Raw genomic sequence first — 19,946 nt, forward strand, 5'->3', positions numbered from 1 at the left:
CATGTCTTTTCATGTTAAAGCGGCATATATACAATTTATTCAATCAGGAGGGAATCGTTATGGCTTTCACACGTAAAAAAATCGCTGTTATTGGTTCCGGATTTACCGGAGCTACCACTGCATTCCTGCTTGCGCAAAAAGAACTGGGCGATGTTGTGCTTGTTGACATTCCGCAAATGGAAAACCCGACAAAAGGGAAAGCGCTGGACATGGCGGAAGCCGGTCCGGTACAAGGCTTTGATGCTCGCGTAACCGGTACATCCAACTACGAGGAAATCAAAGACGCTGACATGGTTATCGTAACGGCAGGTATCGCGCGCAAGCCAGGCATGAGCCGTGACGATCTTGTTAATACAAACGCAGGTATCATGAAATCTGTAGGCGAGCAAATCAAGACATATGCCCCAAACAGCACCATCCTTGTGTTGTCCAACCCGGTGGATGCAATGACCTATACTCTCTTCAAAACAACTGGCTTCCCGAAAAACCGTGTAATTGGTCAATCCGGTGTGCTTGACACTGCACGTTTCCGTACATTCGTAGCAATGGAGCTTAATGTGTCCGTGAAAGATGTAACCGGCTTTGTGCTTGGCGGTCACGGTGACACGATGGTTCCGCTTGTTCGTTATTCCTACGCCGGCGGCATTCCGCTCGAAACCCTGATTCCGAAAGAGCGCCTGGATGCAATCGTTGATCGTACTCGTAACGGCGGCGCTGAAATCGTTAACCTGCTGGGCAACGGATCTGCATACTATGCACCGGCTGCTTCCCTGGTGGAAATGGCGGAAGCTATCCTGAAAGACCAGAAACGCATCATTCCTTCCATCGCATACCTGGAAGGCGAATATGGCTACAATGACCTGTACCTCGGCGTACCGACGCTGCTCGGTAAAAACGGTATCGAGAAAGTATACGAACTTGAACTTACGGCTGAAGAAAAAGCAGCTCTGGATAAATCCGCTGACGCGGTGCGCAGTGTAATAGCTGTGTTGCAATAGAAATCTATACGGTATATGGGGAGCCTGGACTGTATGTTCAGGCTTCTTGCTTTATATAGAGAGATATGGAGAAAGGGTGCGGGTGAAAAAGAAGGGACTTCATTTTTCCACCCGCATCCCCTTCCCATCTGCTTCAATATGTGGAAAACAGGCCGGTATCTTGCGCCTCGTTTTTGCTATGGGGTATGATAGCTTCGGAGGGATATAGTTATGTTAAACAAGAAAATATATACGGCTGTACTATTTACGGTCGCATTGCTGCTCCTTGGGGGATGTTCAGCCAGTCAGGAAGATTTGGAATATTACAAGAAAGAATTCTTGCAAAAGTCGGATGCTGCGTTTGAAGCGCTGGACAATTCCGGCAAGGTACTGGCGGATGTAAGGAATGAAGCGTCAAAAGGCATGAAACGTACGAAAATCATGAATGCGATTGATCAGGGACGGACAGCCCTTAAGTCGATGCATGATGATTTGTTCAATTCCGCTGTGCCGAAAGAGATGGATCCGGTCAAGGAAACGCTTCTTCAGGGAATCAAGAAAAAAATAGAAGCGCATGATGAGTTGTTCAAGTTTTATGATTTGCAGGACAAACAATTCGAGCAGAAAGCCGATCTGTTATTGAAAGAGTCAAATGATTTGGTTCAGCAAGCGAAAGCAGAATTGCAAAAATTTAAGAAATAAGGGTGTAGCGTGTGAAGAAAATTCTGGTAGTAGATGATGAACAATCAATTGTAACACTGTTGGAGTTTAATCTGCAGAAAGCAGGATTTGAGGTCGTGAAAGCCGGAGACGGCCCGACAGCGGTCAAGCTGGCTGAAACAGAGAAGCCTGACCTGATTGTGCTCGATATTATGCTGCCGGGTATGGATGGTATGGAAGTGTGTAAAAAGCTGCGAATGGAGCGAATTAACACGCCGATTTTAATGCTGACGGCCAAAGACGAAGAATTTGACAAAATTTTAGGGTTAGAACTTGGCGCAGATGACTATATGACAAAGCCGTTCAGCCCCCGCGAAGTGGTGGCACGCGTCAAAGCGATTTTGCGACGCAGCGGCCAGCAGCAGGAACAGGAAACCAATCAATCGGACGAGCAGATGATTACGATTGGACAACTTGTCATTTACCCGGAGAAATACGAAGTGCTGTTTAATGGAAACCGCTTGGAATTGACACCGAAAGAATTCGAACTCCTCCAGTATATGGCCAGCCATCCGGGCCGGGTAATGACGCGTGACCAGTTGCTAAACGCCGTATGGAATTATGATTTTGTAGGAGACTCCCGGATTGTGGATGTCCATATCAGTCATCTGCGGGAGAAAATCGAGGAAGATACCAAGCAGCCTAAATATATAAAGACTGTGCGCGGATTGGGATACAAACTAGAGGGATAGCATGCAAAAATTCCGTATTCGGCTCAACTTTTTGTTTCTACTGATTATTGGTATATTGCTGCTTCTGCTTGGCCTTTACTTCGCTAAAATGTTGCAGACAATATATATCGACGTGCTTGAAGATAGGCTTATGAAAGAAGCACGCATTATTTCCGACGACGTACTCTACGGAAATCTTATGGAGAAACCGGATGCGCTGCAGCAGCGAATGGAGCGTTTTTCCCGGGAAATCGGAGCGCGTATTACGGTCACAGACCGTGCAGGAAAAGTAACTTCCGATACGGAGCATGACCCAAAGACGCTGCCGAATCATGCCAACCGTCCGGAGATTCGGGCGGCCCTTGAAAGCGGAGCGGGCCAGTCGATAAGATATAGTGCAACGCTGAACTATGACATGCTTTATGTAGCCGTCCCGCTGAAAAAAGAGCAAAATATCGAAGGCATAGTCCGCGTATCTATTAAAATTACGCGGGTACAAGAAACCGTCCGGAATTTATGGGTGAGCCTGGTCGGGGTACTTGTGCTGACGCTGGTAGTATTCGGTTTTATCAGTACACGGATTACCAAAAGCATTACGCAGCCGATTGAGGAGATTACACACGTTGCCCGTGGAATCACACATAAAAAGTTTAAAAATCGTATTCGTACGAATGCGAAAGGCGAAATCGGGCAACTGGCTCAGGCGATTAACTTCATGGCGCTTAGCCTTGAACAGCAGATGTCCGCCATTCAGGAGAACGAGAAACGGCTTGAAAGCATTCTTAATAACATGTTCAGCGGAATGATTCTGGTCAGCGATTCGCGGCGTATCGTCATGATGAACGCCGCAGCGGAGCAATTGCTCGGATATGAAGCGAAAGATTCCCTTGGTCATATCCATACGGAGATCGGGAAGAGCTCGGGATTGAGCCAGTTGATTGATCGCTGTCTGGAGACGGGAGAGAAAATTCGGGAAGAAATTCACGTGTATTACCCTGAAGAACATATTATTGACGCCAACCTGGGAGCGTACACGAATGAAGAGGGCGAGATTAAAGGCATTATCGTACTGCTGCATGATATCACGGCTATTCGCCGTCTGGAAAAGATGCGCAGCGAATTCGTTGCCAACGTCTCTCATGAGTTAAAAACCCCGATTACATCTATTAAGGGATTTACAGAGACACTGTTGGACGGAGCGTTGGAAGATCCGGAGATTAGCCGTTCTTTCCTGGAGATTATTAATGAGGAAAGTGACCGGTTAAACCGCCTGATTACCGATATTTTGGACTTATCGAAAATTGAACAAAAGAAAATGCCGCTTAAGGTAGAAGAGATAGACCTGAGCCAATTAATTAAAGAAACGATCCGGATTGTACGGGAAGAAGCCCGCGCCAAAAATATCGCGATTTACCTTCCGGCTGAAAAAGATATTACGCTTGAAGGAGACAGGGATCGGATGCAGCAAATCGTACTCAATCTCGTCAGCAATGCGATTCACTATACGCCGGACAATGGCGAGGTTACGATTACGTTGCGTGAGCCGGATGAAAAAAGCGTAGAGATGGTGATCGCAGACACCGGCATAGGCATTCCGGCGGAACACCTGCCGCGCATTTTTGAGCGCTTCTACCGCGTGGATAAAGCACGCTCTCGGGAATCCGGAGGAACCGGGCTGGGTCTGGCCATTGTTAAGCATCTGATTGAGTCACACCATGGTATGATTCATGTGGAAAGCGAAGAAGGCCGGGGGACGACGTTTAAAATCATCCTGCCCAAGTACCAGACTTCCCGGTTTCCCGCCTAGCATTTGATGGTCGGTTGAATCTCATGAATAAATAAATACCACACAAGATGACAGCCGTTCCAATTGTTTGGGCGGCTGTAATTTTTTCGCTGAGAATAAAATAGGCAAGAATCGCCGCGCCGATAGGCTCTCCAAGAATCGCCATAGAGACGGTGTTGGCACTGATCCACTTAATTGTCCAATTAAATATCGTATGGCCAAGCAGCGTAGGAAAAATAGCCAGTCCGATGAAAACCAGCCAGTCCTGGCTCGAATATGGAAACAGCGCAAACCCGAGTGCCATGTCATATATAAGCAAAACGATGGTGCTAATTGTATAGACCACAAACGTATACATCATAAGAGACAGTCGTTTGCGTACGCTCTGGCCGAACAACCAGTATCCTGTGACCGTCGCTGCGCCGAGCAGAGCGAGAACGTCGCCGAAGAGTGCCGTGCCGCCTAAACGGAAGTCGCTCCAGCCGATGAATACGCTGCCCGCAACGGCGAGTAGCCCTCCGGCAATCCCAGCCAGAGCCACACGCTCTTTGAAGAACAGATAGGCCCCTATGAAGGAAAACAACGGCTGCAGAGTTACAAGCACAACAGAGCTGGCTACGGATGTGTAGTTGAGCGATTCGAACCAGAGAATGAAGTGCAGTGCAAGAAAAACACCGGCAAGCGTCGAAAAAATCCAATCTCTCTTCGAAATAAGTCTGATTTCCTTCAGGTGTTTCCACAAGACAAATGGCAGCATGAACAGCACCGTAAACAAAAGCCGATATGTCGCAATAATGGATGCGGGTGCAGCCGAAAGTTTTACGAGAATGGCCGATGTCGAAACGGCCAGCGTAGCGATAAATAAAGCCAGGTAAGGGGAAACCACCGGTTGTTCTTTCATCTCTCTCTCCTATTTTGTCGATAGAATTCCTGAAATATGTTTTATGATAAATAAAAATTTCAGTTCTCACAATAGTTAAAAAAAGAAACTTTTTTACAGGATGTTCCGTATTACTTAGCAAGAGGATTACAAAAGGAGGAAACAAGATGTCAGAGAAAGTTGTAAAAATGGGAGGGCCGAATATAAATACGGGAAAGATTCTTAAATTCGTTATTCCTATCCTCGTGCTTGTCATTTTAGCGTTTGAATCGTTTACTGTCGTAAATCCCGGCCATCGCGGGATTATTGTACAGTTGGGCGCGGTTAAGCCTACGGTGCTGGAAGAAGGAATGCATTTTAAGCTTCCGTTTATCCAGGAAGTCGTGCCGGTAGAAGTTCGCGTACAGAAAGCTGAGAGCAACGCTTCCGCAGCATCCAAGGATCTGCAGGTAGTAACAACCAATATGGCGGTAAACTTCCATATTGACCCGGCCGGCGTAAACAAGCTCTACCAGAATGTTGGTATGGATTACAAAACAAGAATTGTTGACCCTGCTATCGGAGAGTCGTTAAAAGCTGTAACGGCGCGTTATACCGCCGAACAGTTGATTTCCAGACGCTCGGAAGTCAGCCAGCAGGTAAAAGAAATTCTGTCTAAAAAACTGGGTACGTATAATATGGTGCTTGATGAAATCAATATTACGGAATTTAAGTTTAGTGACGAATTCAACCGTGCAATTGAGCAGAAGCAAATCGCGGAACAGCAGGCTCTCAAATCCAGGCTGGACCTTGAGCGTATTAAGATTGAGAAAGAGCAAACGATCACCAAAGCACAGGCCACTGCCGAAGCGCTTCGTCTGCAGAAGCAGGAAGTTACGCCTGAACTCGTAAGGCTGCGCGAAATCGAAGCGCAGCAGCAGGCTATCGAGAAATGGGACGGCAAACTTCCAAGCACAACCGGAGGCGCCATTCCCTTTATCAACGTCCAGAGGTAAATTAAATACGCATCTTCTTCTACACGCATTATGGAAGAATGATGCGTATTTTGTTTGATACCGTGCTTTGTTTTGCTCTGAAAGTGTATGGTATGATGAAAGCGTATATGCTTATATTACGGGAAAAGATAGGGCGTGGATGATAGATGGAAAAGAAGTTAATGGTATTGGACGGCAATAGCATTGCCAGCCGCGCTTTTTACGCGCTCCCCCTTCTGACGACGGACGAAGGTTTATATACGAATGCCGTGTACGGATTTACGACCATGCTGCTGCGCATGCTCGATGAAGAGAAGCCGACACACCTTTTAGTAGCGTTTGATGCAGGCAAGGTGACATTCCGTACGGAAGAATATAAAGACTATAAGGGAAAACGGTTAAAAACACCGGGTGAGCTGTCCGCGCAGTTTCCGCTGCTGAAAGAATTGCTGAATGCATTCAATATTAAACATTATGAATTGAACGGCTACGAAGCGGATGATATTATCGGCACCATCTCTGCTCAGGCAGAGGCGAACGGATTTACAACGCTGATTGTATCCGGAGACAAAGATATGCTGCAGCTCGTTTCCGACAAAACCCGGGTGGCGCTTACCCGCAAAGGCATCAGTGAAGTCGAGCTGTATTCGCCGGCGGAAGTAGAGGCGAAGTATGGTTTAACTCCGGCCCAAATCATCGATCTTAAAGGGTTGATGGGAGATGCGTCGGACAACATTCCTGGCATTCCGGGCGTCGGTGAGAAGACGGCGCTCAAGCTGCTGCATGAATTTAAGACGGTAGAGAACGTACTCGATCATGTTTCCGAAATAAAGGGAAAGAAACTCCAGGAAAAGATTGCGGCGCACGCGGATGATGCCCGCATGAGTAAAGAGCTGGCGACAATTCTGCGCGATGCGCCAATCGAGGTCACGCTTGAAGAGACAGTATACCAGCCGTATAATCAGGAAAAAGTCGTGTCGGTATTGGAACGGTTTGCCTTTAAGTCTCTCCTTGAACGTCTTGGATTGAATTCGGCTGAGGCAAATGGCGCACCCGTTCAGGCGCAAGAAGAAATCGATTTCGTAACCATTACAGAAGAGAACCGGGAAGCGTGGGCGGACAAGTTGACTTCGCCAATGGCCGTCATGGTTGAAGTGGATGCGGAGAACTACCATGGTGCCCCGATTCACGGGATTAGTCTGGCAGATGGGACTGTACGCTTGTATGTACCGTTTGATCAGGCTGGATGGCCGGCACTTATCAAGTGGATGGCAGATCCCGAACAGAAGAAGTGGGTATACGATGCGAAGCGCAGCCAGGTGGCTCTTGCGTGGAAGAACATCCAGCTTGAAGGCATCTGTTTTGACGTGCTGCTTGCCTCGTATCTGAGCAATCCTTCCGAGACGAATCATCGTCTGTGTGATGTAGCCGAGCGGTACGGCATGAAGCTCGCTTCTGACGATGCTGTCTATGGAAAGGGCGCAAAACGTTCGATTCCGGAAGCGTCGATTCTTGGGCCTCATATTGCGCGCAAAGCGGAGACAATCTATCGCCTGCGCGATAAGATGGATGCGGCTTTGAAAGAAGAAGGGCTGGATGAATTGTTTTACGACCTGGAGCTGCCGCTTGCAACCGTGCTTGGTGATATGGAGACGCATGGTGTGCGAGTGGACCGGCAGCGCCTTGATGAAATGGGCGTGGAGCTTACAGAGAAGCTCGAGCGGCTAACGAAGCAGATTCACGAACTGGCCGGTACTGAATTTAATATTAATTCACCGAAGCAGTTGGGCGAGATTTTGTTCGATAAGCTGCAACTGCCGGTCATCAAGAAAACGAAGACCGGTTATTCGACGAGTGCGGACGTACTAGAGAAGCTGGAATCGGCGCACGAAATTGTCCCGCTTATTCTGGAATTCCGCCAGTTGGGCAAACTTCAATCCACTTATATTGAGGGATTAAAGAAAGAGATTCGCGAAGAAACGGGTAAAATCCATACTTCCTTTAACCAGGCGGTGACAGCAACCGGTCGTTTAAGCAGTACCGAGCCTAATCTGCAAAACATTCCGATTCGCCTGGAGGAAGGACGCAAGATTCGGGAGGCATTCGTGCCGTCCGAGCCGGGCTGGTTCATCATGGCGGCTGACTATTCGCAAATCGAGCTTCGTATTCTGGCTCATATCTCGCAGGATGAGAATCTGATTGATGCGTTCCGTCGCGATATGGATATTCATACACGGACGGCAATGGACGTATTCGGCGTAGACGAGGACGAAGTGACTTCGCTGATGCGCCGTCAGGCCAAGGCTGTTAACTTTGGTATCGTATACGGCATTAGCGACTACGGTCTCTCGCAGAATCTGAACATTACCCGGAAGAAGGCGGCGGAGTTTATCGAACGGTATTTCTCCGTATTTCAGGGTGTAAAACGATATATGGATAATATTATTGCGGAAGCGAAAAAGAACGGCTATGTAACGACGATGCTGAAGCGCCGCCGGTATTTGCCGGATATTAATAGCCGCAATTTTAATCTGCGCAGCTTTGCTGAACGTACGGCAATGAATACGCCGATTCAGGGAACGGCGGCTGACATCATCAAACTGGCGATGGTTAACATGGCGCAGCGAATCGAAGAAGAGAAGCTGGCGAGCCGAATGCTTTTGCAGGTGCATGATGAATTAATCTTTGAAGTGCCGGAACATGAGCTTGAGACGATGGGTAAGCTTGTTTCGGAAGTCATGGAGAATGCCTTGCCGCTTGATGTCCCGCTTAAGGTGGACGTAAATTACGGCAAGAGCTGGTATGAAGCGAAGTAAACGGAGGAGAGAAATGAAATGCCGGAATTACCGGAAGTGGAAACGATCAGGCGCACGCTAACTAAGCTGGTCGTCGGGAAAACCATTGCTGACGTAATCGTAAGCCTGCCGCGGTTAATCAAAGAGCCGGATGATGCTATGCTGTTTGTTGAGCTGCTCAAAGGCCAGACGATTCAGGAGATCGGTCGACGCGGCAAGTTTTTGTTGTTCTATTTAGATGATTGGGTGTTAGTTTCCCATTTGCGCATGGAAGGCCGCTATGGTCTTTACCAGGCAGGGGACGAAGTGGAAAAGCATACGCATGTCATTTTTCAATTTACGGACAGTACAGAGTTGCGCTATAAGGATGTTCGCACCTTTGGCACTATGCATCTTGTTGCTAAAGGAAGAGAGATGGCCGGACCGCCGCTGCATAAACTTGGCCTGGAGCCGCTGGATGAGACGTTCTCGGCCGATGTATTGAAAGAAAGAGCCAAACATCGGAAAACCAAAATTAAGCCGCTGCTGCTGAATCAGGAAATTATCGTCGGACTCGGGAATATTTATGTAGATGAGGCGCTGTTTCAGGCGCGCATCCATCCGGAGCGAATGCCGGGTGAGCTAGCGGACGAGCAGTGGGAGGCTCTTCATATGAGCATTGTGCAAATTCTGCAGGAATCCATCTCGCTGGGCGGTTCGTCCATCAAATCGTATGTAAACGGACAGGGTGAGGCAGGACAGTTCCAACATACGCTAAAAGCGTATGGGCGCACAGGCGAACCGTGTGTAGTATGCGGTACACCGATTGAGAAATTGGTTGTCGGTGGCCGCGGCACTCATATCTGTCCTACCTGTCAACCCCGCAAGTAGAATGCACGACTTTTCCTTGTTCTCATATACTGTACCAGACGCCCATGAAAGAGATGGCGGGAGAAGGGTGGATATGGGGAAGGAGGAAAAAAGGTGCTGCATATTTTTTCGCTCCTGGCGCTGGCTTTTGCAGTCAGCTTGGACGGATTCGGGGTTGGGATTATGTACGGCATGCGCCGCATTAAAATTCCGGTGCGTTCCGTTATCATCATTACTTCGTGCTCAGCGTTTGTGATTCTTGTTGCTATGTATATCGGCAAATGGCTGGGATATCTGCTGACACCTACAGCTACACATTATGTCGGTGGCGCCATTTTAGTCGGAATTGGCCTATGGGCGATGTATAACGCAAGGTCGCAAGGCGCGGAGGAAGAGGAAGGAAGCGCGGGACAGGAACAAGCAATTCGGGAGCTGCGGTCGCTTGTGGCGTTTGAGATTAAAGCGCTCGGCCTTGTCGTGCAGATTCTCAAGCGGCCGACCGAAGCGGATCTCGATCGTTCCGGTACCATCTCCGGAGTGGAGGCGATGTTTCTGGGCGTTGCTCTTTCTGTAGACGCGTTCGGCGCAGGAATTGGTGCGGCTCTCATCGGCTACGAGCCCTGGGTGACGGCATTCGTCATCGGGAGTGTGAGCTGCCTGTTTATCCTGTCGGGACTTAAGCTGGGATTTACGTATTCGGAAGCCGGGTGGCTGAAGCGAATGACGTATTTGCCGGGAATTCTTCTGATATTGTGCGGTTTTTTCAAAATGATGTGAGAGAGAGTTGAGAGAGCTATGGTTATTGGGCTGACGGGTGGCATCGCCTGCGGCAAGAGCACGGTGTCGCGGATGCTTGCAGAACGCGGGGCCCGTATTATTGACGCGGATATTATTGCGCGTGAAGTTGTTCGGCCAGGTGAAGAAGCCTGGTCTCTTATTGTCGAGCGGTTCGGACGAGATATCCTGCTTGCGAATGAAGAGCTGGATCGGGTAAAGCTGGGAGCGATTGTTTTTGCTGATGAACAGGCACGCCTGGATTTAAACGCTATTGTTCATCCTGCTGTGCGTGCACGTATGAGGCAGTTGATGAAAGAAGCCCGGGAGGAGAGCATAGCTTTAATTGTGATGGACATTCCCCTGCTGTATGAGTCAAAGCTTGAATATATGGTGGAAAAGGTAGTTGTCGTATATTGTACGGCAGAACAGCAATTAAAACGTTTGATGGAAAGAAACGGATACGATGAGGAAGAAGCAATGCGCCGCATCGCTTCGCAGATGTCGATCGAGGAGAAGAAAAGCCGGGCGGATTACGTCATTGATAATAGCGGCACGTTTACGGAGACGGAAGAGCAAGTGGACGAATTGGTTGGGAAGCTGTTGGATAAGGGAAGAAGAGGCGCGTAAATAAATGAAGCGATACGGATGAGGAGCTGGGGATGAAACGATTCAGTCGAAAGAATACGATATTTTTTCTCTGTCTGCTGGCGGTTTTTCTTCTGTTGGACGCGCCTGTTACATGGAAAGCAATGTACCCGGTATACTATAAAGAAGAAATCCGCAAATCGGCGGAACAGTATGATGTGGACCCATACTTAATCATGGCCATTATCCAAATCGAATCGAAATTTGATAAAAAACGCGTTTCTAAAAAAGGTGCGATCGGTCTGATGCAGGTAATGCCGATGACGGCGGAATGGGCGATACAAAAAACAAAAATTTCGCCGATGGCGACCGAATACCTGGACGAGCCGGATACGAATATCTTGCTTGGAACGTGGTATATTTCCTTCCTGCATGAAATGTTCGACAACAATCCGTATGCAGTTATCGCCGCATATAACGCCGGTCCGGGCAACGTAAAGAAGTGGCTGGAGAAAGGCATATGGGATGGAACTGAGGAGCATATCTCCCGTATTCCATATGGCGAGACCCGGCATTACGTTCAGCGCGCACTGTATTATAAACATCGTTACGAGAAAATTTATGCCGATGAATTCAGCGGGCTGAATTAAAAGGCTATTCTATATGTACTTTTTAAAGGCAGTCCTCCTACTGCCTTATTTTTTTTATCATGTAGCCGAAATAATAGTCTGAAAATAATAAATTTACACCAGTCTATTGAAAAAAGTGTCATACTTATTATAATGAATGTATGCAATAGTATGGAACATATCCGGGGAGGAGAACGTATTAATGACGACACGAATTGCCATTAATGGATTTGGACGTATTGGGCGGATGGTATTCCGCAAAGCGATAAACGATCCGGAGGTAGAAGTAGTAGCAATCAATGCAAGCTACCCTGTTGAAACGCTTGCTCACCTTATTAAGTATGACACAATTCATGGCAATATTTCTGATAAAGTCGAAACGAAAGATGATACGATCATTGTAAACGGAAAAGCGACGAAAGTGGTTTCTGACCGTGATCCGGCCAACCTTCCTTGGAAAGAGTTGGACATAGAAGTTGTTATCGAAGCAACGGGTAAATTCCGTGATAAAGAAGGCGCGGGTAAACATATTCAAGCCGGTGCGAAGAAAGTCGTTATCACAGCACCGGGCAAAGATGAAGACGTAACGATTGTAATGGGTGTAAACGAAGATGTGTACGATTACGAAGCGCACAATATTATCTCCAATGCATCCTGCACAACAAATTGCCTGGCTCCGGTAGCGAAAGTGTTAGATGAAGCGTTCGGTATCGAATACGGTATGATGACAACCGTACACTCTTACACAAACGACCAGAAGAATCTGGACAATCCGCATAAAGACCTGCGCAGAGCACGTGCATGCGCGCAGGCAATTATTCCGACGACAACAGGAGCGGCCCGTGCTGTTGCCCGCGTTCTTCCGCAGTTGCAGGGCAAATTGAACGGCTTCGCGCTTCGTGTGCCGACACCGAACGTATCGGTTGTGGACCTGGTTGTTAATGTGAAGAAAAACGTAACGGTAGAAGAAGTAAACCGTGTGCTGCGCGAAGCGAGCGAAGGTAGCATGAAAGGCATTCTCGGCTATACTGACGAGCCGCTCGTATCCGCTGACTTCAATGGAGACGAGAACTCCTCCATCGTAGACGGACTGTCCACAATGGTTATGGGCGAGAAACAAGTGAAGGTGCTCGCTTGGTACGACAACGAATGGGGCTACTCTTGCCGTGTACTTGACCTGGCGAAACACGTATCCGCTGCTGCAAACACGAAAAAAAAAGTGGAAGTAACCGTATAATCGCATACTATGTATAGTGAAGAAAACGAGGCGGTCCGGCAGCGGATTGCCTCGTTTTTCTGTGAAAATCATGAGAAAAGAAAGAAGAGAAGAAGAAATAAGATCTAGAGAAGAAAAAGGCGGAGGCCTTTTTCTACATTAAAATCCTTTCCTCGTTCTCTTCTCTCTTTTCCTTCGTACCACCAAAGTCAGCCGCCCTTTCGATGATTTCATGTTGAAAAGACAACCGTATGGACAAAAGTGCTTCGCGTTTCCTACTTGACGTCCGCCCCTTTCTGGGACAAACTAGGGAAAAGTACGCAATGGAGTGAGGTTGATGAGATGCGTTGTCCATATTGTACGCACAACGGAACGAGGGTGCTTGACTCCCGGCCGGTAAATGACAGCAAATCCATCCGGCGGCGCCGGGAATGCGAAGAATGCGGCAGACGGTTCACTACATTCGAAATGGTGGAAGAAACGCCGCTGCTTGTGGTGAAAAAAGACGGCACACGCGAAGAATTCAGCCGAGAGAAAATTCTGCGTGGCATTATTCGTGCCTGTGAGAAGCGGCCGGTGCCGCTGGATACACTGGAAGCAATTGTAGACAGGATAGAGCGGGAGCTGCGCAATAGCGGCCGGGCCGAGGTCCAGAGCAAGGATGTCGGCGAATTGGTTATGAATGCGTTATATGATGTTGATGAAGTAGCGTATGTCCGCTTTGCGTCCGTATATCGCCAGTTCAAAGACATTAATGTGTTTGTCAAAGAATTAGAAGACTTAATTCATAACAGTAAAAAGAAAGAATGAAAATAAAATGCAGACAGTAAACGGGGGAAGGCGAGCGGCAGTGAAGATACAGTTTATTGGGGGAGCAAGAACTGTAACGGGATCCTGTTACATGCTAGATACCAGTACGCACAAATTAATCATTGATTGTGGAATGTTTCAGGGCAGCAAAGAACTAAACCAGTGGAACGAACAAGATTTTGCGTTCGACCCGCAGGACATTTCAGCGGTGGTGCTGACGCACGCCCATATTGACCACAGCGGTCTTGTGCCGAAATTATGCAAAGAGGGTTTCAAAGGTCGGATTTTCGCTACACACTCGACTGTGGATCTTTGTTCCATTATGCTGCCGGACAGCGGACACATTCAAGAAGCGGAGGCAGAGTGGTATAATCGAAAACGCCGCCGCCGCGGACGGGCGCTGATGAAGCCGCTGTATACAAAGGAAGATGCACGGCGCTGTCTTTCTCAATTCAAAGGCATTCCGTATGACAAAATAACCGAGGTTGTGCCAGGGGTAACTGTCCGTATGCGCGATGCCGGCCACATTCTGGGCTCGGCCATTGTTGAGATGTGGGTCAGTCAGCCGAACGGCAATGCGATTAAATTAGTGTTTTCGGGAGATTTGGGAAGCAAGAAGCAGGCGATTGTCAAAGATCCGACTTTTATTGATGAAGCGGATTACATATTCATCGAATCGACGTACGGTGACCGTTTGCATGAGGAACGAGTCGATCGAGGCGAAATTCTCGGCGGCATTGTGCGTACCATTCAAAAGCAAGGCGGGAATATTATCATTCCTTCCTTCTCGGTTGGCCGCACGCAGGAGATCATTTATGAGCTGTCAGAGTTGCTTCATAAGGGCAAGATTCAACCGCTGCCGGTTTTTATCGATAGTCCGCTTGCCGTAGAAGCGACACGGGTATTCCGTCGCAACCAGGAAGTATTCGATGAAGAGAGCCAGCAGTATCTGCAGGCAGGGATGGACCCGCTGTCTTTTCCTGGTTTGCAGTTCGTGGAGACTGTAGAGGAATCACAACGACTGAACCGGGTAATCAGCGGTTCTATTATTATTTCATCGAGCGGAATGTGTGAAGCCGGACGAATTAAACACCATCTAAAACATCATTTATGGCGTCCAAAATCACACATTGTGTTTGTGGGCTATCAGGCGCAAGGTACACTTGGCCGCCGTATTATTGACGGAGCCAAGCGGGTGCGGATTTTTGGTGAAGATATCAAGATTGCGGCACAAATCCATAATATTGAAGGATTCTCAGCGCATGCAGACAGGGATGGGCTATTGGAGTGGCTGTCCGGGTTTGTCCGCAAACCAAAAAAAGTATTTATTGTGCATGGTGAGGAGGCTGTATCGCTGAAGTTCGCAGAGATCATCGGCGAATCGCTTGGACTGGACACGTATGTGCCAAGACGGTTTGAGACGATCATTTTCGATGATGCAGCGGAAATGACCACCCTTCCGCAGGAAGAGACAGAACATCTGCCGCTTCCAGATGCACTAGAAACTGCGCTTGCAGCGCTGTCTAAGGCTTCTCTAGAGATACAAGAACATGTAAAACAGCAAGCTTTGTCTCCTGTGCAGAAGCAGGAAGTGCTGGAGAGGCTGGCAGCATGCATAGAGGCGTTAGATCAGTCTGTGCAGGATTGCGAAATATAACGGCGGCAGTGCTATAATGAAGGAGAGATTGATATACAGGGAGTGATACGGGTGAGATGGCAGGAAACCGTCCCCAATGACCCCTACCTTATCCGCATTAAGCGTCCGATTAGCAGTGCGGAGATTGGATATTTACTGCATTTATACCAGCCTCTGATGGGTGTGATGCCAATTGCACTGTACCAGACGCTATTTCACAATTTATCACTGGCAAGTTTTGCCCCGGTGCAGGGGCTTCATTACGGGTTGATGGTCACAATGTCTGCTCCGCTGGATGTGATTATTAAAGCAAGGCAGCAGTTAGAAGCTATCGGACTGCTTGAAACGTATCAGATTGATTCAGATGGGGAGTACATGTTTGAGTATGTACTGCAGCCGCCGCATGCTCCGGATGTTTTTTTCCGTGACGATACGTTGAGTATTATGTTGCTCAACCGTGTAGGCAAGGAGTTTTACCGAAAGCTCAGACGCCGGTTTGCTGTGGCGGAAGAGCAGAGCATACCAGCCACGGCGAAGCGGACGCGCATTACAAAAGCGTTTGATGAAGTGTTCTGTCACCTTTCCCCAAGTGAGATTACGGTGGAGAAAGGAACAGAAACCCATCAATTTCTCCAGGCAACGGAAGAAGAGAGTCCACTGCCATTTTTTGATCCGAAAGAGAGTACGGTACGCAGTTATGCGGAATCTCGCCTGGACTTTGAGTTTTTGGAAGCATCGCTTCCAAAGGTAGTGAAGCGTAAGCCCGTATTTACGAAGGAAGTGAAGGCAGTGCTGGACAATCTTGCGTTTACGTACGGGATTGACGATGAGACAATGGCCCGCCTTCTTCAGGAGCCTACTGTCATTCCGGAGGATACGATTCATCTTGCTGCTTTGCGCCGCCGTGTAAAAGAGTGGTACAACAGGGAAAATGGACGCGTCCCGAAAATCTCTCCCCGGGAAGAAATTGTGTTCCAATCGGATACGGAAGCGAGAGAGCAGGAGCAGCTGTTATCGGAAGCGGAGAACCATGCCCGTCTTCTGGAATCTTTATCTCCACTGCAGTTGATGGAGTATTATCAGCACGGAGGTAAAGTTGCGCCGGCCGACCAGAAAATTGTGGAAGAATTGCTGGAGGAATATCAGCTGGCGCCTGGCGTGGTAAATGTCCTGCTGGAGTATGTGATGCTGGCGTATGACCGGCAGTTGCCGAAGGACGTCATCTATAAAATTGCCGGCCATTGGAAGCGAAACAATATTCAAACCGTACAGGAAGCGAAACGGCAGGCGCGGCAGTTCTATCTTGAACGCAAAAGCGGTAGGCCGCTGTTTTTTGATAAAAAAGCAACGTCGGAGAAGAAGACATCCGCACGCGGAACATCGAGCGGAAAAAACAAGCGGAAAGACGAAATTCCTCCGCTGATTCTCGAGCAGCTTGAACGCCAGCGCAAATTGCAGGAGAAGAAGCAGGAGGCGCCGGAGAAAGAGCAGGCTGTGGTAGACCCCGCTTACGAGAAAAAAAGAGAGCGTGTAAAAGCTCTCTTAAAGGCCATGGAAGAAAACAAGCAATAGAGAGGGGGAGAGAGGAGTGCAGCGGATGAATAAACTACTTGCTTCATATAAGGTAGGAGGCAAATATTCGTTTGACGATATTGTCAGTAACATCGTCCGCAGACCTGAAGTGATCGAATTGCGTAAACAGCATCCGGAAATTGAAGATGTGCATATTGTCAGATCGTTGTCCCGGGTTAAGCAAACGATCGATGAAGCAGAGCACTGTCGACATTGTCCAGGGCTCGATGCCTGTCCGAATCTGTTGAAAGGGCATCAGGCAATGATGGATTGGACGGGAATGTCTATCGAAGTCAGGCATGCACCCTGCCGCTTGTATCAGTTGGATCAGCAGCAGAAAGAGCGGGCTAAGCTGATTCGGACACACCACATCCCAAGAGAAATTCTTAATGCTTCATTTGCTGAGTTGGAAGCCGACAATGAACGGATTGATGCAATCGAAGCCATTCTGGAGTTCTGTCAGAACGTGGTGCCGGGCCAGGCGGGAACGAAGGGGCTGTACTTCTATGGACCGTTCGGAGTCGGGAAAAGTTATCTGATGGGCGCTGCGGCGAAGAAGCTGGCGGAGCGGAGCATTGCTTCGCTGATGGTCTATACGCCGGACTTTTTCCGGGAAATCAAAGACGCGCTCGGAGATAATACGGTACAGGAGAAAATCGCCGTACTTAAAGAAGTCCCGGTACTTATTCTTGATGACATCGGAGCGGAAACGCTGTCGCCCTGGGCGCGTGACGAGGTATTGGGGGCGATTCTTCAATACCGGGTCAGCGAGAACCTGCCTGTGCTGTATACGTCTAACTATACGTACGATCAGCTGGAAGAGCACCTCGCCTACTCGCAAAAGGCGGGTAACGAGCAGTTAAAAGCGATGCGGATTATGGAACGAATCCGCTACTATACGCGGGCCTATAAGCTAAACGGGATCAATCGTCGAATCGGATAGCGCAAATTGAGAAGGAAGGCAGGGGGATACGAACATGAAGAAGTGGCTGCTGATAGGCTTCTCCCTTCTTGTCCTGCTGGGTGTCGGTGCCAAATTCGCGTTTGACTACGCGGCGGACAAGACGATGAAGAAAGTAACCGAGGAAGTGATGAAAGATCCTGCCGTGAAAAAAATGCTGGAAGACAAAAACATGAAGACAAAGCTGGAGCAGGCCGCAAAAGACCCGGACCTCCAGGCTGAGCTTAAGAAAGCGGGCAGCTCTTCTGCCGCGGCTTCCGGTGATAAGAACGAAAACGGGAGCGATGGAAAAAGTGGCGGCGCGGGGCCGTCTGTTCATTTTGATAACAACAGCGAGGCCATGCGCTACGCAATGAAGAAGTTCTCCGTTTCTGAGATGAATCAATACCGCTCGATGGTTTCGGACGGATTGACGCCGGAAGAGAAAAAGAAATTAAAGGAGGATGTGCTGTCCCGCTTCTCTCCGGAAGAAATCCAGGCGTTTATTGAAGCGGCTCAAAAATAGTAAAATAAAAACAGGAGATAGGAATTGAGAGGTTGGACTTCTCTTATCTCCAGCATTCAAATAGAGTACTGATGGGGAGGAAAAGAAATGAAAACACTGGGAACAGGGGAAGTCGTGTTTTACGGGATGGATCAAACGGTGCAGCGGCTGCAGGGGGAGGTACAGATTAAAGACAATCGCGTAATTTTGTCAGAAATTATTTATTTTAACGGCAAACCGAACGGAATGCGCGAGGTAAACTTGCCGCTCGAGCGCTGCGTCATTCACTGGCAGCCGGAAGTCTACGAACAAATCGGTTTCTCGGAATAATGAAATATGTGCCCCCTGCAGGTATGCAAGCAGGGGGCTTTAATGTTACCATGGAAAGGTGAATGTAACGTTTGGGGGGATACACCGTGGCGATTGACCAAGTACTGGAACGTGCGCTGGCCGGTGAACGGCTGGGGCTGGAAGACGGTCTTCGTTTATATGATAGCAATGAAATAGAGAAACTGGGCCATTATGCTAATAAAATCATGGAGAAATGGCACCCGGAGCCGATTGCGACGTTTGTTATCGGACGTAATATTAACTATACAAATGTGTGTGACACATACTGCCGTTTCTGCGCGTTCTACCGCGCTCCAGGCTCAGAGGAGGGCTATGTCCTTCCAGATGAAGAGATTTATAAGAAAATCCAGGAGACGGTGGACGTACAGGGGACGGAAATCTTAATGCAGGGTGGTACAAATCCGAATCTGCCGCTCGAATATTACACAAATTTGCTGCGCGGCATTAAGCAGCGTTTTCCTTCGATTCAGATGCATTCTCTGTCGGTCGCAGAAATCGTAAAGATCGCTGAAGTGTCGAACAAACCGGTGGAAGAAGTGATTCACCTGCTGCATGAAGCAGGACTGGATTCGCTTCCTGGCGCCGGAGCGGAGATTCTCGATGACCGTACCCGCAAGAAAATCAGCCGTCTGAAGGGAACATGGCAGCAGTGGATTGACGTTATGAAGATGGCGAACCGGGAAGGCATGTCGACGACGGCTACCATGGTCATCGGGTTCGGTGAGTCGATGGAAGAGCGTGTATTGCATCTGCTGCGCGTCCGTGAAGCACAGGATGAGATGAAAGCGGTAGGCGGACCGGGCTTTCTCGCGTTTATCTCCTGGACATTCCAGCCGGAGAATACGAACATGAAGGCGGAGAAGCAGACGCCGGAGCAATACTTGAAGAATGTCGCCATCAGCCGCATCATGATCGACAACATTCCGAATTTCCAGTCTTCCTGGGTGACGATGGGACCTGACGTAGGCAAATTGTCGCTTTCATATGGTTGCAATGACTTTGGCTCGACAATGATGGAAGAAAACGTTGTGTCGGCTGCGGCTTGTACGTACAAAGTAAACACGAATCATATTCTGCAACTCATCCGCGAAGCCGGCAAAATTCCGGCGCAGCGCAACACGAAATACGAAATCCTGCGTGTTTTCAAGGAAGGAGAATCGATGGAAACCGATTTTGTGATGCAGAATTAATGTTGACATGCGCTTATCCGGCTGCACAATACAGGTGTAAGAGGGATAAGCGCTTTTTCTTTCCTGGATCTCATTTCCTCGTT

Annotated in this window: 19 protein-coding genes; 18 read left to right on the forward strand and 1 reads right to left on the reverse strand. The window is 48.5% G+C overall.

Features of this window, described 5'->3' with window-relative positions; genetic code table 11:
* The first annotated feature begins 59 nt into the window (after positions 1–59).
* The 4 genes from mdh to pnpS all read left to right on the forward strand — a co-directional run bounded on the left by mdh (position 60) and on the right by pnpS (position 4,175).
* The gene (gene mdh, locus ADA01nite_RS00475; RefSeq protein ID WP_146807929.1) at positions 60–998 is read left to right on the forward strand and encodes a malate dehydrogenase; all 939 of its coding nucleotides are present in this window, start codon (positions 60–62) and stop codon (positions 996–998) included.
* 210 nt (positions 999–1,208) lie between these two features.
* Positions 1,209–1,679: a hypothetical protein gene (locus ADA01nite_RS00480; RefSeq protein ID WP_146807930.1), complete on the forward strand. Its 471-nt coding sequence runs from the start codon at positions 1,209–1,211 to the stop codon at positions 1,677–1,679.
* A gap of 11 nt (positions 1,680–1,690) precedes the next feature.
* Positions 1,691–2,389 carry a response regulator transcription factor gene (locus tag ADA01nite_RS00485; RefSeq protein ID WP_146807931.1) on the forward strand — a complete coding sequence of 233 codons (699 nt, stop codon included), beginning with the start codon at positions 1,691–1,693 and terminating at the stop codon, positions 2,387–2,389.
* 1 nt (position 2,390) lies between these two features.
* The gene (pnpS, locus tag ADA01nite_RS00490) at positions 2,391–4,175 is read left to right on the forward strand and encodes a two-component system histidine kinase PnpS (protein ID WP_146807932.1); all 1,785 of its coding nucleotides are present in this window, start codon (positions 2,391–2,393) and stop codon (positions 4,173–4,175) included.
* On the opposite strand, the gene ADA01nite_RS00495 is transcribed toward pnpS, so the two are convergent.
* Positions 4,135–5,055 carry a DMT family transporter gene (locus ADA01nite_RS00495; RefSeq protein ID WP_146807933.1) on the reverse strand — a complete coding sequence of 307 codons (921 nt, stop codon included), beginning with the start codon at positions 5,053–5,055 and terminating at the stop codon, positions 4,135–4,137. The two genes, pnpS and ADA01nite_RS00495, sit on opposite strands and share 41 nt — an antisense overlap.
* A 146-nt stretch (positions 5,056–5,201) precedes the next feature.
* Between ADA01nite_RS00495 and ADA01nite_RS00500 the strand changes: the two genes are divergently transcribed.
* The 14 genes from ADA01nite_RS00500 (at position 5,202) to mqnC (ending at position 19,863) form a co-directional block, all read left to right on the forward strand.
* The gene (locus ADA01nite_RS00500) at positions 5,202–6,029 is read left to right on the forward strand and encodes a prohibitin family protein (RefSeq protein ID WP_146807934.1); all 828 of its coding nucleotides are present in this window, start codon (positions 5,202–5,204) and stop codon (positions 6,027–6,029) included.
* A 146-nt stretch (positions 6,030–6,175) separates the two neighbouring features.
* The gene (polA, locus tag ADA01nite_RS00505; protein WP_146807935.1) at positions 6,176–8,824 is read left to right on the forward strand and encodes a DNA polymerase I; all 2,649 of its coding nucleotides are present in this window, start codon (positions 6,176–6,178) and stop codon (positions 8,822–8,824) included.
* 18 nt (positions 8,825–8,842) lie between these two features.
* Positions 8,843–9,673, forward strand: a complete 831-nt coding sequence (gene mutM, locus ADA01nite_RS00510; protein ID WP_146807936.1) for a DNA-formamidopyrimidine glycosylase — start codon at positions 8,843–8,845, stop codon at positions 9,671–9,673.
* Between the two features lie 93 nt (positions 9,674–9,766).
* Positions 9,767–10,429 (forward strand): sporulation membrane protein YtaF, encoded by a 663-nt coding sequence (gene ytaF, locus ADA01nite_RS00515; protein WP_146807937.1) that lies wholly within the window; start codon positions 9,767–9,769, stop codon positions 10,427–10,429.
* Between the two features lie 18 nt (positions 10,430–10,447).
* Entirely contained in the window at positions 10,448–11,056 is a 609-nt protein-coding gene (coaE, locus tag ADA01nite_RS00520) for a dephospho-CoA kinase (protein WP_146807938.1), read from the forward strand.
* Between the two features lie 32 nt (positions 11,057–11,088).
* A complete protein-coding gene (locus ADA01nite_RS00525; protein ID WP_146807939.1) occupies positions 11,089–11,664 on the forward strand; it encodes a lytic transglycosylase domain-containing protein in 576 nt (191 codons plus the stop codon).
* Between the two features lie 181 nt (positions 11,665–11,845).
* Positions 11,846–12,880 (forward strand): glyceraldehyde-3-phosphate dehydrogenase, encoded by a 1,035-nt coding sequence (locus ADA01nite_RS00530; protein WP_146807940.1) that lies wholly within the window; start codon positions 11,846–11,848, stop codon positions 12,878–12,880.
* A 321-nt stretch (positions 12,881–13,201) separates the two neighbouring features.
* Complete coding sequence (gene nrdR / locus ADA01nite_RS00535) at positions 13,202–13,669, forward strand: transcriptional regulator NrdR (RefSeq protein ID WP_146807941.1); 468 nt, start codon at positions 13,202–13,204, stop codon at positions 13,667–13,669.
* Positions 13,670–13,676: 7 nt separating this feature from the next.
* Entirely contained in the window at positions 13,677–15,326 is a 1,650-nt protein-coding gene (locus ADA01nite_RS00540; protein WP_281285949.1) for an MBL fold metallo-hydrolase RNA specificity domain-containing protein, read from the forward strand.
* A gap of 51 nt (positions 15,327–15,377) precedes the next feature.
* Entirely contained in the window at positions 15,378–16,877 is a 1,500-nt protein-coding gene (locus tag ADA01nite_RS00545; RefSeq protein ID WP_146807943.1) for a replication initiation and membrane attachment family protein, read from the forward strand.
* Positions 16,878–16,902: 25 nt separating this feature from the next.
* Complete coding sequence (dnaI, locus tag ADA01nite_RS00550) at positions 16,903–17,820, forward strand: primosomal protein DnaI (RefSeq protein WP_146807944.1); 918 nt, start codon at positions 16,903–16,905, stop codon at positions 17,818–17,820.
* A 34-nt stretch (positions 17,821–17,854) separates the two neighbouring features.
* Positions 17,855–18,343: a hypothetical protein gene (locus ADA01nite_RS00555; protein ID WP_146807945.1), complete on the forward strand. Its 489-nt coding sequence runs from the start codon at positions 17,855–17,857 to the stop codon at positions 18,341–18,343.
* 87 nt (positions 18,344–18,430) lie between these two features.
* Entirely contained in the window at positions 18,431–18,652 is a 222-nt protein-coding gene (locus tag ADA01nite_RS00560; RefSeq protein WP_146807946.1) for a hypothetical protein, read from the forward strand.
* A gap of 86 nt (positions 18,653–18,738) precedes the next feature.
* On the forward strand, positions 18,739–19,863 hold the full coding sequence (mqnC, locus tag ADA01nite_RS00565; protein WP_170230037.1) for a cyclic dehypoxanthinyl futalosine synthase: 1,125 nt from the start codon (positions 18,739–18,741) through the stop codon (positions 19,861–19,863).
* Positions 19,864–19,946 lie beyond the last annotated feature (83 nt).

Source organism: Aneurinibacillus danicus (assembly GCF_007991215.1).
GTDB lineage: Bacteria > Bacillota > Bacilli > Aneurinibacillales > Aneurinibacillaceae > Aneurinibacillus > Aneurinibacillus danicus.